The organism is Alcaligenes sp. YSL9 (assembly GCF_030515105.1).
Lineage (GTDB): Bacteria > Pseudomonadota > Gammaproteobacteria > Burkholderiales > Burkholderiaceae_B > Alcaligenes > Alcaligenes phenolicus.
Map to the genome: position 1 here is coordinate 774,542 of NZ_JALXJU010000003.1, position 15,647 is coordinate 790,188.

16 protein-coding genes are annotated in these 15,647 nt (G+C 57.2%); 9 read left to right on the forward strand and 7 right to left on the reverse strand.

What is annotated here, in order from left to right:
* Positions 1–119 precede the first annotated feature (119 nt).
* Complete coding sequence (locus M2Q46_RS16100) at positions 120–1,400, reverse strand: bifunctional O-acetylhomoserine aminocarboxypropyltransferase/cysteine synthase (RefSeq protein WP_035273377.1); 1,281 nt, start codon at positions 1,398–1,400, stop codon at positions 120–122.
* Between the two features lie 273 nt (positions 1,401–1,673).
* Here M2Q46_RS16100 and M2Q46_RS16105 point away from each other — a divergent pair, with 273 nt between their 5' ends.
* Positions 1,674–4,382 (forward strand): AsmA family protein, encoded by a 2,709-nt coding sequence (locus M2Q46_RS16105; protein WP_302357628.1) that lies wholly within the window; start codon positions 1,674–1,676, stop codon positions 4,380–4,382.
* The gene (locus tag M2Q46_RS16110) at positions 4,379–4,771 is read left to right on the forward strand and encodes an MOSC N-terminal beta barrel domain-containing protein (protein WP_080748109.1); all 393 of its coding nucleotides are present in this window, start codon (positions 4,379–4,381) and stop codon (positions 4,769–4,771) included. The genes M2Q46_RS16105 and M2Q46_RS16110 overlap by 4 nt, the downstream gene beginning before the upstream one ends.
* A gap of 63 nt (positions 4,772–4,834) precedes the next feature.
* On the opposite strand, the gene M2Q46_RS16115 is transcribed toward M2Q46_RS16110, so the two are convergent.
* From M2Q46_RS16115 to rsmD, 3 genes are all read right to left on the reverse strand, one after another.
* Positions 4,835–5,092: a YfhL family 4Fe-4S dicluster ferredoxin gene (locus tag M2Q46_RS16115; RefSeq protein WP_009454772.1), complete on the reverse strand. Its 258-nt coding sequence runs from the start codon at positions 5,090–5,092 to the stop codon at positions 4,835–4,837.
* A gap of 85 nt (positions 5,093–5,177) precedes the next feature.
* Positions 5,178–5,684 (reverse strand): pantetheine-phosphate adenylyltransferase, encoded by a 507-nt coding sequence (gene coaD, locus M2Q46_RS16120; protein WP_009454773.1) that lies wholly within the window; start codon positions 5,682–5,684, stop codon positions 5,178–5,180.
* 20 nt (positions 5,685–5,704) lie between these two features.
* The gene (gene rsmD / locus M2Q46_RS16125; protein ID WP_009454775.1) at positions 5,705–6,334 is read right to left on the reverse strand and encodes a 16S rRNA (guanine(966)-N(2))-methyltransferase RsmD; all 630 of its coding nucleotides are present in this window, start codon (positions 6,332–6,334) and stop codon (positions 5,705–5,707) included.
* 520 nt (positions 6,335–6,854) lie between these two features.
* On the opposite strand from rsmD, the gene ftsY reads away from it, so the two are divergent.
* Positions 6,855–7,880 (forward strand): signal recognition particle-docking protein FtsY, encoded by a 1,026-nt coding sequence (gene ftsY / locus M2Q46_RS16130; protein ID WP_306459881.1) that lies wholly within the window; start codon positions 6,855–6,857, stop codon positions 7,878–7,880.
* A gap of 141 nt (positions 7,881–8,021) precedes the next feature.
* Here the strand turns inward: ftsY and M2Q46_RS16135 are convergent, their stop codons facing one another.
* Positions 8,022–9,551, reverse strand: a complete 1,530-nt coding sequence (locus tag M2Q46_RS16135; protein WP_022983223.1) for a CYTH and CHAD domain-containing protein — start codon at positions 9,549–9,551, stop codon at positions 8,022–8,024.
* A gap of 119 nt (positions 9,552–9,670) precedes the next feature.
* Entirely contained in the window at positions 9,671–10,498 is an 828-nt protein-coding gene (locus M2Q46_RS16140; protein WP_302357629.1) for an IclR family transcriptional regulator, read from the reverse strand.
* Positions 10,499–10,613: 115 nt separating this feature from the next.
* On the opposite strand from M2Q46_RS16140, the gene ribBA reads away from it, so the two are divergent.
* From ribBA to M2Q46_RS16170, 6 genes are read left to right on the forward strand one after another with little or no spacing between them, the layout of a single operon-like run.
* Positions 10,614–11,780, forward strand: coding sequence for a bifunctional 3,4-dihydroxy-2-butanone-4-phosphate synthase/GTP cyclohydrolase II (ribBA, locus tag M2Q46_RS16145; RefSeq protein WP_009454780.1), 1,167 nt, complete (start codon positions 10,614–10,616; stop codon positions 11,778–11,780).
* 14 nt (positions 11,781–11,794) lie between these two features.
* Positions 11,795–12,313 carry a 6,7-dimethyl-8-ribityllumazine synthase gene (ribH, locus tag M2Q46_RS16150; RefSeq protein WP_009454781.1) on the forward strand — a complete coding sequence of 173 codons (519 nt, stop codon included), beginning with the start codon at positions 11,795–11,797 and terminating at the stop codon, positions 12,311–12,313.
* Positions 12,267–12,782, forward strand: a complete 516-nt coding sequence (gene nusB, locus M2Q46_RS16155) for a transcription antitermination factor NusB (RefSeq protein ID WP_042488795.1) — start codon at positions 12,267–12,269, stop codon at positions 12,780–12,782. The genes ribH and nusB overlap by 47 nt, the downstream gene beginning before the upstream one ends.
* A gap of 13 nt (positions 12,783–12,795) precedes the next feature.
* Positions 12,796–13,758, forward strand: coding sequence for a thiamine-phosphate kinase (thiL, locus tag M2Q46_RS16160; protein WP_302357653.1), 963 nt, complete (start codon positions 12,796–12,798; stop codon positions 13,756–13,758).
* A gap of 9 nt (positions 13,759–13,767) precedes the next feature.
* Positions 13,768–14,289, forward strand: coding sequence for a phosphatidylglycerophosphatase A (locus tag M2Q46_RS16165; RefSeq protein ID WP_009454786.1), 522 nt, complete (start codon positions 13,768–13,770; stop codon positions 14,287–14,289).
* Positions 14,286–14,792, forward strand: coding sequence for a CinA family protein (locus tag M2Q46_RS16170; RefSeq protein WP_009454788.1), 507 nt, complete (start codon positions 14,286–14,288; stop codon positions 14,790–14,792). The genes M2Q46_RS16165 and M2Q46_RS16170 overlap by 4 nt, the downstream gene beginning before the upstream one ends.
* 4 nt (positions 14,793–14,796) lie before the next feature.
* Here M2Q46_RS16170 and M2Q46_RS16175 read toward each other — a convergent pair whose 3' ends face one another.
* Complete coding sequence (locus tag M2Q46_RS16175; RefSeq protein WP_081055440.1) at positions 14,797–15,597, reverse strand: IclR family transcriptional regulator C-terminal domain-containing protein; 801 nt, start codon at positions 15,595–15,597, stop codon at positions 14,797–14,799.
* Positions 15,598–15,647 lie beyond the last annotated feature (50 nt).

A 15,647-nucleotide genomic window follows, 5' to 3' on the forward strand; every position in this document is an offset into this window, starting at 1 on the left:
GACGGCCGTATTGCCAAGAATGAAAAAAGCCTGGAGTCGGTGCAATACCGATTCCAGGCTTTTTTGCTTGATGCAGAAAAACCTGTACAGCAATTCCGGCCTGTACAGGTTTTTGGGTCTTAGCCGCGTGCCGCTGCTTCCAGAGCTTGTTCCAGATCGGCCAGAATGTCGTCGATGTGTTCCAGGCCAACGGACAGACGCACCATGTCTTCGCTCACGCCTACGGCGGCCAGTTCTTCGGCATTGAGCTGACGGTGAGTTGTGCTGGCAGGGTGGCAAGCCAGGGATTTGGCATCACCAATATTGACCAGACGCAGCACCAGGTTCAGCGCGTCGATAAAGCGAGTACCGGCTTCAATGCCGCCTTTGATACCAAAGGACAAAATCGCCGCAGGCTTGCCACCCATATAGCGCTTGGCCAGTTCATGATCCGGATGGTCAGGCAAACCGGCGTACTTCACCCAGGACACTTGTGGATGCTTGTTCAGATACTGGGCTACTTTCAGGGCGTTTTCTGTATGACGCTCCATGCGCAGAGGCAGGGTTTCGATGCCTTGCAGGATCTGGAAGGCGCTCAAGGGGGCCAGGGCAGCGCCGGTATTGCGCAGCGGAGCCACGCGGCAGCGGCCGATGAAGGCGGCTGGGCCAAAGGCTTCGGTATAGACCACGCCGTGGTAGGACGGGTCAGGGGTGTTCAGGATGGCAAAGCGATCTTTGTGCTCGGCCCAGGGGAATTTACCGGAGTCCACGACCATGCCCGCAATGGTGGTGCCGTGACCGCCCATGTATTTGGTCAGCGAGTGCACGACAATGTCGGCACCGTGTTCGATAGGACGGCACAGGGCAGGCGAGGCCACGGTATTGTCTACAATCAGGGGTACGCCATGACGGTGAGCGGCATCGGCCAGTGCACGGATATCGATGATGTTGCCAGCCGGGTTGCCGATGGTTTCGCAGAACACGGCACGAGTGCGGTCGTCGATCAGGGCTTCCAGTGCTTCGATATCATTGGGTTGGGCAAATTTGACGGTAATGCCCTGGCGCGGGAAGGAGTGCGCGAACAGGTTGTAGGTGCCGCCGTACAGTTTACTGACGGACACAATGTTGTCGCCGGCCTCTGCAATCGTTTGGATAGCATACGTGATGGCTGCCATGCCAGAGGCTACTGCCAAGCCCGCAATCCCGCCTTCCAATGCTGCAACACGCTCTTCAAGCACGGCATTGGTGGGGTTCATGATGCGGGTGTAAATATTGCCGGGCACCTTCAGGTCAAACAGATCCGCGCCGTGTTGCGTGTTGTCGAAAGCGTAGGAAGTGGTCTGGTAAATCGGAACAGCAACGGCTTTTGTGGTCGGATCTGGCTGGTAGCCAGCATGAATGGCAAGAGTCTCTAGTTTCATGGTTAATTCTGGAATTGATGATCAAGTGGCTTATATAAGACAAAGCAAGCATAACCCCTGTATGTAGAGAAAAGCATCTAAGGGCGCAGACATTAATACTATGCCTTTATTTCTTTTGGTAATAATGGCGAATTACTGACAACAGGCTCTGCTTTTTAAAGTGCGGGTGGATATTTCTTATTTTCGTTACTTCGCAATGGCCCGACATGGGTTAGCATTTCGTATCCGGGCAGATGGCGTGTTGCATCCTGCCCCGAGGTCCTAGAGGCTTACATGAAAGTATGGTTTAAGCGGGGCTTATTCAGCCTCGTCGTTTTAGCTATTGTCACGGTGGTAGGCGGGGCGATTTTCCTGCTGACATTCAATCCCAATTCGTACAAGCAGAAGCTGGCTGACATCGTCCAGCAAAAGTATCAGCGTACGCTCAAGATTGACGGTGATATCGAACTTTCTTTATTTCCCCGCATTGGCCTGTCCGTGCAGGGGCTGTCCCTGTCTGACCGTAATTCGGAAGATCCTTTCGCTTCTTTGGAAAGCGCCCGGTTTGCGGTGGCCTTGTGGCCTTTGATCAATAACCGCCTGGTAGTGGACCACGTTGCTGTTACCGGCTTCAAAGCCTGGATTGTGCGCGATGAAGAAGGCAAGCTGAATTTTGACGACTTGCTGCAAGCCCCGCCGGCTGGCCCTCACCTTCCCCTTGCCCGCTCGGGCGTATCCTTGTTGCCCGCAGCACAAGCTGCCGAGGCGCCTCAGACAGCCGAGCCTGCACCCGAATCCTTGCCTGTTCCTGAATTGATTGCCAAGCGCTCGGGCAGCGAAACGGATTTCCAGATTGATATTGCAGGTCTGAGCCTGAAGGGTGGTGAGATTCATTACTTCAGCAAACGCAGCAATGTAATTGGCCGTTTGTTGCAGCTGGAAGTGAACACGGGCCGCATGACGTTTGGTCAGCCTTTTGATGTAGCTTTCAAGAGCCGCTTGTCGGGGGACTATCCCGTGGCGGATGGTGTGCTGGAAGGGCAAGGGCAACTGAGTCTGGACCCTGCTTCCAAATCCTACGGCGCACAAAAGCTGAACTTGAGCTTTATCGGTGATCTGGACCAGCTGCAGGCACAAAGCCTGACACTTAAGGGCAATGTGGCCTACAAGTCGGCCCAACGCCAGTTCAGCGCCACCAATCTGGATACCCAATTGCAAGGTCAGTGGTTGGGCGCTTACCCGGTCAGCGATCTGAATGCCACGCTAAATACGCCCAAGATGGAAATCGACAGCGTCAGCGACCTGGTGTCTTTCGAGAAGCTGGCGCTGCGTGTTCGTGGCAAAAATGAAGATCAGAATCTGGATCTGGCCCTGGATGTGCCTCGTATCCAGGTATCGCCTGCCCAGGCTGAAGGCTCGCCTGTCGTTGCCAGCCTGAAAGTCAGCGGCCCCAAGGTCCTGGGTTTGGGTTTGACGCTGCAAGGCTTGTCCGGTAACAGCCAGGAATTGATATTTGAGCAGGCCAAGCTGGACGGCGCCATCAAGCAAGGCAGCCGTGTGGCGCAATTGAAGGCCAGTTCCCCCGTGCAGTGGCAACCATCGAATGAGTGGCTGCGTCTGCCGGAGATTCAAGCCAATATCCGCGTGGAAGACGAGGCCGACGCAGGTAGCCGCTTCGAGATGCCGCTGACGGGCCAGGCAGACCTGAACAAAGGCAAACAAGAATACAGTGCGCAGCTAAGCAGTAGCACCGAGCAGGCTCAAGGCAGTCTGGATGTAAGCTTGCAAGATAAGGGTAAAGGGCCGTTGCTGAACGCGGTACTCAAAGCGGACAAGCTGGACCTGGACGAACTGCGTTCGATTTTCTGGGTGACAGCCCCCGAAGTGGTGACCCCACCGGAGCCGGAGCCAGAGGCTGAAGTGCCGGAAGCCGCTGCCGAGCAGGAGCCGGGCGCAGAGGAAGCTGAACAAGTCGAGCAGCCCAAGGCAGAGCAGGCAGAGGCGGATCCCGCAGCCGAAGAAGTGGTTGAAGAAGCTTCCTCTTACGCTTGGCTGGATACGCTCAGCTTTGATCTGCGTTTTGAAATCGAAAAGCTGCGCAGCCTGGGTGTGGTGATGGATCAGGTGAAAGCTCAGGTCAAGAACCAGGGCCAGTTGATCAATTTGTCGCAGTTCAATGCGCAGGCGTATGAAGGTCAGCTTCAGGCCAAGGCCAAGATTGAGCCCGGCAAGCGCTTCGAATTGGGCCTGAAGCTGCAGCAAATGCAGGTCGGTTCGCTCTTGCTGGATGCGTTCGGCAATGACTACCTGGCCGGCAAGGGCAATGTGGATCTGAACCTGAAGGCTCAAGGTGCCACAAGCCAGGAGCGTCTGAATGCTCTGGAAGGCGGCCTGACGGTCGATTTGCATGACGGCAGCTGGCGCAGCGTTGATCTGGACCAGAGCGTGCGCGATATCAACGAAGCCGTGCGCAATGCCTTTGGCGGTCAGATTCCTTTGCTGCTGCCCCAGTCCGATCCTTTGCGCCGCACGGTGTTGAACCGTTTGCAGGGCAGTCTGGATATCAAGAAAGGGCAAGCGACTTTCCGTAATTTACGGGCCACCACCCCGATTCTGACGGTGACAGCGGCTAAAGGCGCCACGCTGGACCTGGTAAATCAGCAAGCAGATGTGACTTTGCAGGCTCGCCTGAACCACAACAATCTGGCCGTGGAAGAGCGCAAGTCCTTCCAGGACCTGCGCAATGTGCTGATTCCTATCCATATCTCCGGCCCCTGGACAGGGCTGTCCTACCAGATTCAGTGGAAAGACATTGCCAGCAACTCCATCAAGAAGGCACTGCAAGACGGTTTGCTGGATTTGTTGAGCCAACAAGCGTCAGAAGCTAAAGCAGAGTCCACCCCCGATGTGAAGTCCGAGGTGAAGCAGATCATCAAGGAAGAGTTGGGGGCCAAGGTTCCACAAACCGTGGGCGAAGCCATGAAGCAGTGGTTCAAGCCATGAGCACAAGTTCAGCGTTAAGTTCGCCTGACCAAACGGTTTGCCTGTTGCAAGGCGGCCCGTCCCTTAATGACGGCAAGGCACTGGCCTGCAAGGGGCGATGGGTGCTGGGGAACGATCAGGGGCAGGTCCTGGCCGCCGATGCGCTGCCAGCCTTGGCCGAGCTCAGTATGGAACTGCGTTTTGGCCAGCTGGTGTTGCGCGCTCCGGGCATGTTGCGCCTGGATATTGAAGTGGATGTTATTGAAGACGATCCGGATTCCTTTTCCCTGTGGCAGGAAAATGGGCAATCCGTGCAATTGGTAGACGAAGGGGATTTGCCTGCCCAGTGGTTCAGCCGCTATACAGGCCAGCCGCTGCGTCTGTTAAAGCGTTTGCCACAGGCTGAGTAAGCTGTCTGCGCGGTGATCCCTATAGAACAAGCCCTGCTCATGGCAGGGCTTTTTTTATTCTATTTATGTCGTAGGTTCGGACTGTAGCCGGTGATAACGGGCAAGCAGCGTTTCCTGGCTTTCCTGGTGCTGGGGGTGAACCTCGATACATTCGACCGGGCACACTACCACACACTGCGGCTCATCAAAGTGGCCGACGCATTCTGTACACAGGTTGGGATTGATCTCGTAGATCTCCTCGCCCATGTAAATAGCCAGGTTAGGGCACTGCGGCTCACAAACGTCGCAGTTAATGCATTCTTCAGTAATGTGCAGTGCCATAGCGCAGTGTCCTGATAAGCGTGGTCCTTGGATTTGACCAGTCGGTCACCCTACAGTGTAGTACGGACCGCTGCGCAGGGCGAGTTCAGGTGGCTGAAACCGTTTGCTGATTGCGTTCCTTGGCTTTGGTTTGTAGCCAACGCTCCACGGACGGGAACACAAATTTGCCTACATCACCGCCCAAAATGGCAATTTCGCGCACGATGGTGCCGGAGATGAACTGGTACTGATCCGAAGGAGTCATGAACATGGTCTCGACTTCGGGCAACAGGTGACGGTTCATGCCCGCCATTTGAAATTCGTACTCAAAATCGGACACGGCGCGCAGGCCACGTACGATAACGCGACCATTTTGTTCGCGTACAAAGTCCTTGAGCAGGCCGGAAAAGCTTTTCACTTCCACGTTTGGATAGTGGCTGAGCACTTCGGAGGCGATCTCAACACGCTCTTCAACGGTGAAGAAAGGGCGCTTGTTCTGGCTGGAGGCCACACCGACCACAACGTGATCGAAAAGGTTGGCGGCTCGCCGGACCAAGTCTTCATGGCCTCGTGTCAGGGGGTCGAAGGTGCCGGGGTAAACAGCTGTGATCATGGTGCATCCGCGTAAGTGGTTCAAGTTGGCAGGTCGGAGTCCGGGGGGAGCGGTGCAGGCGTCCCGGAAAATTCGGCATTATTGACTGTTTTTTGCATCGCAGCAAATCGCAACAAATGATAATGTACCTGCCCTGCCTTATCCTGTCGTAGTATCCCGTATTGATCTGGGGCTTGTATAGGGGTTTCGGACTCAATGTAAACCAGTGCGTCCGGTGCCAGCACATTGGGCAGCAAGGGCCAGATGCGTTCCATCCAGTCCTGCGCAAAGGGCGGGTCTATGAAGACCAGATCGTAGCGCATCTGGCTGCGCTCCAGAATATGGAGGGCGTCGCCCGCATGGATACGGACGTGGTCTGCCTTGAGTTTGGTACGCAGGCTGCGCAAATTGCTGACAGCGGGTCCGTGGCGTTCCACCATTTGTACAAAGGCGACACCGCGCGAGGCCGCTTCAAAGCCCAGGGCTCCGCTACCGGCAAACAGATCCAGCACGTTCTTGTCGCTGAATTGACCGCCCCAGAAGTGGTTAAGCCAGTTAAACAGCGTTTCGCGCACACGATCCGGGGTGGGCCGCAGACCGGGTGCATCGACGACTGAAATCGGTGTGCGGCGGTAATCACCACCTACAATACGGACAGCATGTTTTCTCATTAGCGCTTTGATCGGATAATGTGGTCATTCAACAGAATTTTCTAGTGTAAATCGTATGTTCAGTTTTTTTAAAAGAAAGAAGGCCAAGCCAGAGCCACAAGTCACTCAAACGGAGCTGACCGAGCCGCTTTCTCCTGCCCCGTCTCAGCCCCAGGCTGACGCGGCAGATGCATCCCCCGCTGTATCGCAGGAGCAAAGCACGCCGGTTCAAACGCCGGTGGCCTCGCCTGCTGTGGCTTTGGATAGCCAGGCAGCCAGCCAGGCTGAACATCGCGCTGCTTCCGAGTCTACGCCCACGCAGCCAGAGGTGCCACAACCCGCCCCGGCCAGTGTCCCGACCCCAGAGCCTGCCCGTGTCCACGAGCCGCAAGTGCAGCCCGTACCTGAACCCGTTCGTATTCCCGAGCCGGAGGTGCAGCCTGTGCCGGAGCCAAGCCGTGCTCCGGAGCCCGAGGTCGAGCCAGTGCCTGAACCCGAGGTGCAGCCGATTCCCGAGCCGGTACCGCAACCGGAACCCGAGATACAGCCGACTCCTGAACCGGAGCCAGAGATTGTTCCAGTTCCTGCGCCACAGCCTGACCCAGCACCTGCCCCGACGCCAGAGCCAGAAGCCGCCGCACCTGTGGTGAAAACTTCCTGGATGGCACGCTTGAAACAGGGCTTGTCGCGTACCGGTCAGAGCTTGAGCAGCCTGTTCGTCGGTGCCAAGGTTGATGAAACGCTGTTCGAGGAACTGGAAGACGCCTTGCTGATGGCAGACGCGGGTGTTGAGGCTACCGAGAAACTGATTACCGCCTTGCGTGCTCGTGTTCGCAAGGAAAAAATCAGCGATGCAGCCCAAGTCAAACAAGCCCTGTGCGACATCCTGACCGATCATTTGAAGCCCCTGGAGAAATCCTTTCCTCTGGAATCGAGCAAACCACTGGTAGTCATGATTGCCGGGGTGAATGGTGCAGGTAAAACCACGTCTATCGGTAAGTTGGCCCACACCTTCCAGGAGCAGGGCGCAAAAGTCTTGTTGGCCGCCGGTGATACCTTCCGTGCCGCCGCTCGTGAACAACTGATTGAGTGGGGCACCCGCAATAACGTCAGTGTTATTGCTCAAGACGGTGGTGACCCCGCTGCGGTGGCGTTTGATGCCGTGCATGCAGGGCGTGCCCGCGATATGGGCGTGGTCATGGTGGATACCGCCGGCCGCTTGCCAACCCAGCTTCACCTGATGGAAGAGCTCAAGAAGATCAAGCGCGTCATCGGCAAGGCCGATGGTCAGGCTCCTCATGAAATTCTCTTGGTTGTGGACGGCAATACCGGCCAGAACGCCATTTCGCAGATCCGTGCCTTTGATGCAGCCTTGGGTCTGACTGGCCTGGTGGTTACCAAGCTGGACGGTACGGCCAAAGGCGGTACGCTGGCTGCCGTTGCTGCCTGTGCGCAAGGCGTACGTCCTATTCCGGTTTACTGGATTGGCGTGGGCGAGGGCATGCAGGATCTGCAGGCCTTTGTGGCCCGTGAGTTTGCGTCGGCCTTGTTGGGCATGAACGCTTAAATCCAAGTTTGGCTGTCAAAAAAGCGGCGATGTCTTTACAGGCATCGCCGTTTTTTTATTCCTGAGCCTTCCAGGAAAAGAGCGCTACGTAGTGGCAAGCAAAGGCTCTGTGCACAGTGGGCTTTTCAGTACTTTTGACGTTCAGCGTCGCAGAAGCTCTGTTTGCGGCTGATGCTGATCCAAGGCATTGAGCGCATGCTGTGCATGGGCGGCACGACCTTGGCGGGCATGCGTCAGCCAGTCCCGCGCAAACTGCGCTTGTTCGGGGTTGGCCGCATGTTGGGCATACCAATCCAGCGCCACGTCCACGTCGGTGACTGCACCAATCAAGGCCTGACATTCGCGCAGCACTTTGTGCAGCCCTTGCTTGTCGGCTGCGCTGGGCAAAAACTCCAGGCAGTAGCGCAGGCTCTTGATACGGTTGCGCAAACGATGCTGCTTGTCCTGGCTGATCTGCGCAAAGCGTTGGCTGCGTAGTTGAATTGTCTGGAACCAGCGGCTGATACGGGCTTCGATCAAATGTTCGGGCTGAGGCACACCATTCAGTTCCAGCGTAGGGCCGCAAATCAGGCTTTGCAGATTACTTAACAGCAGGGACTGAAACTCGGCTGCACTGGCCAATTGGACCGGGTCGTGCTCCAGATGGGCGGGAGTAGGCTCAGGTGCGGGGCCGGGCATTCCCGCCTGCAGCAGCAAGGGGGTGATTTCCAGGTGTACCAGGTCATGGTCGCGTGCCTGACCAAACAGACCAAAATAATGTGTCAGACGCGTATTGGCATACCCTTCGCTAGCCGATAGCCACATTTTGAACAGCTTGCGGCAGGAGCGCAGACGGCGCAGACCCACGCGCATCAAGGCCAGATAGTCGGCCTGACGGGAAGAGTCCGGACGTATGCCATCCACGCCGGCCAGCAAGGCGGCATTGCGAATGACCTGCTCCAGGCTCATGGTGGCACTCAGGCTATAAAACTGTTCCAGATCTTCGGTGTCAACAAAATGCGGTTTGGGCAGGTCGTAGGCTTTGCGGGTCAGGGCCGCAGCTACCTGTTCGGGCGTCAGATCCAGACTTTCCGATTTGGCCCGGCGGCGGTCCGCCAGACTGGCCAGGGCATCACCACGCTCGGACTTGCTGCGCATCTCCAGAATCAGGCCATGTTTGTACAGCCAGCGCTGGCCAACCTCAAACATGGTCAGGCTCTCGCCCTTGATCAGCTCAATTTCCAGCTCGTTGACCAGCAGCTTCAAACCATTGGATTCGATATGACCCACATCGTAGGCTAGCTCCAGTTCAGACTGGCCTTGCTTGATCAGGGCCAGCTCGCGCTGGATGCGGGTTTGATAACGGGCTTGGATTTGATCCGCGTAACGAGCCAGCGCAGCGTGGGCGGGTGTGTCCTGATACAGGCTCAGGTCCAGTTCCGGGCCGGGACGGGGGTGATTGATTTCAATGCGGGACAGGGTATCAGGACCGGGCAGTTTGACGGTCTGAACCCATTGCTCGCCTTCCTTGCGCAGACGCAAGGCGATACTCGAGCGCGCCAAATCGCGTTCGGGCGTATCAAAGTAAATGGCATTTAAGGTAATGCTACCCGTGCGTACGGCGTCAAAGGCGGTCAATAAACCGGGACGGGCACTCTCGGGTACAAAAAATTTCAGTTCTTGTTCTAGCACAGCATCGCACTCGAGAAATCACCCACAACAGGTGGGCGGATAAAACGATTATTTTGCATGTAAACCAGCCAAACTTGAAGTGTCGACACCCGTATAAGTGTGTGTAGTCATGTCAAGTTTTATAAAGGGGGAGTGCCTAGTGGCTCGCGCCAGCCCAACTGGTGTGAAATGCTGTTGGCGCACTGTCGCAACTGAGCCAGGATGGGGCTGTTGATACTGGCATCAAACAGCGTACTGGGGCCCAGACTGGTCAGGGCCAGCACAATCTGGCCGGAGTGATCAAACACGGGGACGGACAGGGCATCAATACCGGGCAAGGGGTTGCCCAGTGCCTGTGCCACACCTTGTTCACGGATTTTTTCCAGCATGGCAGCCAGTTCTTTGGGGCTGGGGCGCAGCGGACTGATACTGGTGACAACCGCGCTGTCACCTGCCTCGCGCTCAATGTAGTGGCGCGCCACTTCAGGGGGCAGCCAGGCGGCAAAGACGTGGCCGGTGGCCGTGTGCAGCATGGACATGACCGTGCCGCAGCGCATGTTCACATGGACCGGGTAGCTGGCCTCGCTGATATGAACCATGGTGGGGCCGTGTGAGCCCAGCACTGCCAAGCCCAGGGTGTGCCCGATGCGCGAGGCCCAGGCTTGAACCAGGGGCAGGGCAATCTTCACCGGGTTCTGGCTTTGCAAGCTGACCAAACCCATCTGCAAGGCAAACGGCCCCAGCTCGTACAGGCCGGTAGCCGGAGCCTGCTGCACCAGTCCTACGTTGGTAAAACTGACCAGATACGGGTGGGCTTTGGCCGAACTCATCCCAGCTTGCGTGGCCAGATCTCGCAACATCATGGGTTTTCCGCTATCTACCAGCACTTTCAACAGGCCAAAACCCGTTTCAATGGATTGGATACGGCGACGCTTTTCGTCCAGAGCAGGCAAAATGGGTTCGGTCATAGGGGTTTGGAGCGGTTTGGCACGGTCTTCAAGTGTACCGACTAATGAAGCTGCCCGCCGGGCCTTGGGTGTCGTAAAATGGCCTTAATTATTATCTGTCTGAGCAAAGAGCACGATGAATCAAGAAATTCAGTCCGACGCTGGTCAACTGGGCGCCAGTCCAATCGCTCCCGTTCCAGAGATTGTTGAAGAGCTGCGCGCCGGTCGCATGGTTATTCTGGTTGACGAAGAGGACCGCGAAAACGAAGGCGATCTGGTCATGGCCGCCGAATTCGTAAATGCCGAGGCGATCAACTTCATGGTGACGCATGGCCGCGGTCTGGTTTGCCTGACGCTGACCGAAGAGCGCTGCCGCCAGCTGGACCTGCCTTTGATGGCCACCCGCAACGGTACACGCTTTGGCACCAACTTCACGGTGTCGATTGAAGCGGCTGAGGGCGTGGAGACCGGCATTTCCGCTGCTGACCGCGCCCGTACTGTGCAAGCGGCCGTGGCCCGTGATGCACGTCCGATTGATCTGGTGCAGCCTGGCCACATTTTTCCCTTGAAGGCGGCCAAAGGTGGTGTGCTGGTGCGTGCCGGTCACACCGAAGCGGGCTGCGATTTGACGGCGATGGCAGGCTTGACCCCGGCTGCTGTCATTTGTGAAGTGCTCAATCCTGACGGCACCATGGCGCGTTTGCCCGATTTGTTGGTGTTCGCCCGCGAACACGGCATCAAGGTTGGCACCATTGCGGACCTGATCCAGTACCGCAGCGAACACGAGTCCATGATCGAGCGTTTGCACAAGAAGTCCGTCAAGACTCCTTATGGCGAATTTGAATGCCACGCTTACCGCGATCTGTCTTCCGGTGGCTTGCATCTGGCACTGGTGCACGGTGAAATCAGCCCGGAAGTGGAAACCCTGGTGCGTGTACATGAACCGACTACCGTGCTGGATGTTCTGATCGAGGGGGATGTGGGCCACAGTTGGACCCTGCCCACTGCGTTGCGTACCGTGGCCAAATCCGACAGCGGTGTTGTCTTGCTGATGAACTGCCAGAGCTCCGAAGAAGAGAGTTTCGAGCAGATTCAGGCTTGGGCTGCAGACAGCCCGGCCCAGGCGCCACGCGGTCGCCCTAGCCGCAACGATCTGCGCACCTACGGAATTGGTGCACAAATTTTGCGTGACCTCAATGTTGGTAAAGCCCGTTTGATGTCGCGACCACGTAAAATGCCAAGCATGGCCGGGTTTGCATTGACCGTGACGGGTTACCATAGCGAACCAGACTCTCAATCCTAAGCGGAGCTTCCAACATGAATCCTTACATTGTTACCCCTGACCTGAATGGGGAAGGTCTGCACATTGGTATTGTGCGTGCGCGTTTTAATGAATCCATCGGTCTGACCGAGTTGGAAGCCTGCTTGAAAGAGCTGGAAGCTTTGGGTGTAGACGAGCGCGACGTGACCGTTTTGTCTGTCCCCGGTGCGCTGGAACTGGGCATTACCCTGGGCCAGATGGCTGAAACCGGCGAATTTGATGCCCTGATCGCTCTGGGTGCTGTTATCCGCGGTGACACCTACCACTTTGAAGTGGTCAGCAATGAAAGCGCTTCGGCCATTACTCAAGTCTCCCTGGCAACCGGTATTCCTGTTGCCAACGGTGTACTGACCACCAACACAGATGAACAAGCCGAGATTCGTGCTGCTGAAAAAGGTCGCGATTGCGCCCGTACAGCGGTCGAGCTGGGCAATCTTATCGCCGTCCTCGAACCCGAGCTGGACGACGATGAGGACGAAGATTACGAGGACGAAGATCTTGACGACGACAAATAAAGTCCCGGCCAGCAAGGCCAACGGACGATCCGCGCGCCGCCGCTCGCGCGAATTTGCCCTGCAGGGCATCTACTCCTGGCTGTTGCGAGGTGCTGATGGCCTGCAGGAAGCCACCTCCATCGACGCCCATATCCGGGGCGACGAGGAGTTTGGCGAAGCCGACGCAGCCTGGTTCAAAACCTTGCTGTTCGGCGTCATGCGCGAAGCCCCTGTGCTGCGCGAACGCTTTTTGCCGTATGTGGATCGTCCTTTGGAAGAGCTCTCTCCCATTGAACACGGCATCTTGCTGATTGGCAGCTACGAACTGGTGCATCACGTTGAAGTGCCTTACCGCGTTGCCATTAACGAAGCCGTTGAACTGGCCAAGTCCTTTGGCGGCACCGACGGTTTCAAATTCGTGAACGGCGTGCTGGACAAACTGGCCGCCGACGTACGCGCACCTGAAGTTGCCAAGCAGGCCCGCCGCTAAAACGGGGCGTGCCGTGCTGAACGAGTTCGGTCTTATCCAGCAGTATTTCAATCGTCCCGCTCCCGAAGGCTATTTGGGAGTGGGCGACGACTGCGCCCTTTTTACTCCAACCCCCGGCTGGCAACTGGCCAGCAGCGTGGATCTATTGATCGAAGGGCAACATTTCTTTCCCGATGTGGACCCCTTTCTCTTGGGGCACAAGGCGCTGGCCGTGAACCTGTCGGACCTGGGCGCCATGGGGGCCAAGCCACGAGCCTGCCTTCTGGCTTTGTCCATGCCCGCAGTCCGGCCCGAGTGGCTGGCCGCATTCTCCAAAGGTTTGTTTGAACTGGCCGATCAGGCGCAATGCCCCTTGATCGGTGGCGATACCACGCGCAGCAAGCAAGGGGTGGTCATCAGCATTACGGTGCTGGGTGAAGTCCCGGTGGGACAGGCCTTGCAACGCAGTGCGGCTCAAGCTGGTGACGACATCTGGTTGACGGGGACGTTGGGGGCGGCAGACATTGCCTTGCGCCTCCTGCAGGGGCGACTGGCTGCGGACCCGGATCGTCTGGCTGCCAGCCGCCCAGCCTTGGAACAGCCCTGGCCGCCTTACCGCCTGGGTCATGCCCTGGCAGGTTTGGCTCATGCTGCCATTGATGTGTCTGATGGCCTGGTTCAAGACCTGGGCCATATCGCCAAAGCCAGCCAATGTGCCGCCCATCTGGATTGGGACGCCTTGCCGCTGGATCTTTCCTTGAGGGGTTTGCCTGCCGAGCTGCAACGCGAAGCGGTTCTGGTTGGTGGTGACGTTTTTCAATTGTGTTTTACGGGGGCTCCCCAACAACGGGAGTCCATCATGGCGCTGGCCCAGCGCGAAGGCGTGCAGCTTAGCCGTATTGGCTCCATGCACGCTGGTAGCGGGGTGTACGTGCGTGATCAACAGGGTCTGCATCCTGCCCCTGCCCAGGGCGGTTTCGATCATTTTGGTGGCTGAGTCTGTGTCATGAGCACATTTCCTGATCCTTCCTTGAATCCCATTCAACGTCCTACCCTGGATTGGGTGGTGAAAAAGCCTTGGCGCCTGATTGCCTTTGGCGGCGGTACCGGCGTATTGCGTCCGGGGCCGGGTACCTGGGGCACGGTGCTGGCCTGGGTCTTGTGGGTCTTGGGTCTGCATGTGCTGACCGACACGCAAATGGCCATTTTCTTGCCACTTACCTTTTTCATTGGCTGCTGGGCTTGCCACCGCACGGGCTACGACCTGGGCGTGTCTGATCACAGCGGCATGAATTGGGATGAGATGGTCGCCTTCTGGCTGGTGCTGTGGCTGATTCCGCAGACCTGGCTCGCACAGGGCATCGCATTCGTTTTATTTCGTTTCTTTGATATTCTCAAACCACCGCCAATCCGCTATTTTGATCGTCGTCTGCATAATGGTTTTGGCGTTATGTGGGACGATCTCCTGGCGGCAGGCTATACCTTGTTGCTGATGGCTGTCTTGGTACGTTTTGGAGTTTTCTCATGAGCGATTACGAGCACGGCAATGCCGCCCTGGCCCTGGGGCGAGCCCTTAAAGATCGCGGCTGGATGGTGGCCTGCGCCGAGTCATGTACGGGTGGCCTGCTGGCTGCTGCCCTGACGGACCTGCCCGGCTCCAGTGCCTGGTTCGAGCGCGGTCTGGTCACTTACAGCAATAAGGCCAAGGTTCAGGAACTGGGCGTGAACCAGGACACCCTGGATCGTTTCGGTGCGGTCAGTGAAGAAACCGCCATGGAAATGGCGGCGGGTGCGCTGCAAGCTACCGCAGACGCGGAACTGGCTATTTCCACGACCGGCATTGCAGGTCCGGATGGAGCCACGGCGGGCAAGCCGGTTGGCCTGGTGTGCTTCGGTTTTGCACAGCGCCGGGGTGATGGCATTGTGACCCGCGCCTCTGCTCGTATCTTTGATGGAGACCGGGCCCAAATCCGTCAGCAGGCCGTGGAATACGCCTTGGCCAGTGCGTTGACCATGCTCAATCCCGCCTGATTGCTCAGGCCGGTAACATCAAACCCAGCTGCCTGGCGCTCGAACGTAGTTCGGGCAGGCAGCGCTGGATCAGCTTTTCTTCCGTATCCTGCCAGTCCTTGATGCTGATGCTCATCCCGGCCACAACGCGCCCGCTGGCACTGCGCACGGGTACGCCAATGGCCGTTAGACCCAGTTCCAGTTCTTCCTTGATCAAGGAATAATCCTTTTCCTGCACCTGCTTCAATTCGCGCAGCAAAGCCTCGCGAGTATGGGCGGTGTATTGCGTCATGATCTTGAAGGGAGCCAGCTCCAGGTAGGCATCCAGCCTGCTTTGCGGCAACTGCGACAGCATCATTCGCCCGATAGAGGTGCAGTGAGCAGGCAGGCGGCTACCCAAGCCTAAAGACACAGTCAGTACACGCTGTCGTTGGGCGCGTGCCAGATACAGAATTTCGTCTCCATCCAGCAAGGCCAGTGCACAGGTTTCACCGACGCGGTCACTCAGGTCGTCCAGTATGGGCTGGGCCAGACTGACGATGGAGGTCGAAGAAAAGTAGGCATGGCCCAGCTGCAAAATCGCCGGACGCAGTTTCCAGAACGGACCTTCCTGCTCTGCATAGCCCAGGGCTTGCAGCGTGTAGAGGCAGCGCTGCACCACCGCCCGTGCCAGACCCGTTTTCAAGGCAATTTCTGCGGCCCGCAATGGCCGTCTTCTATCTGAAAAAGCCGTAATCACCTGCAAACCACGGGCTAGCGATTGCATGTAGTCCGGATCGCCTTTGTAGCTGCTGGCGGTAGGGCTTGTCTCTTTATTCGTCGTCATTGCTCAGTAAGTGGCAGGATCTAGTTTTGTTCGATTAACGAACTCGATGG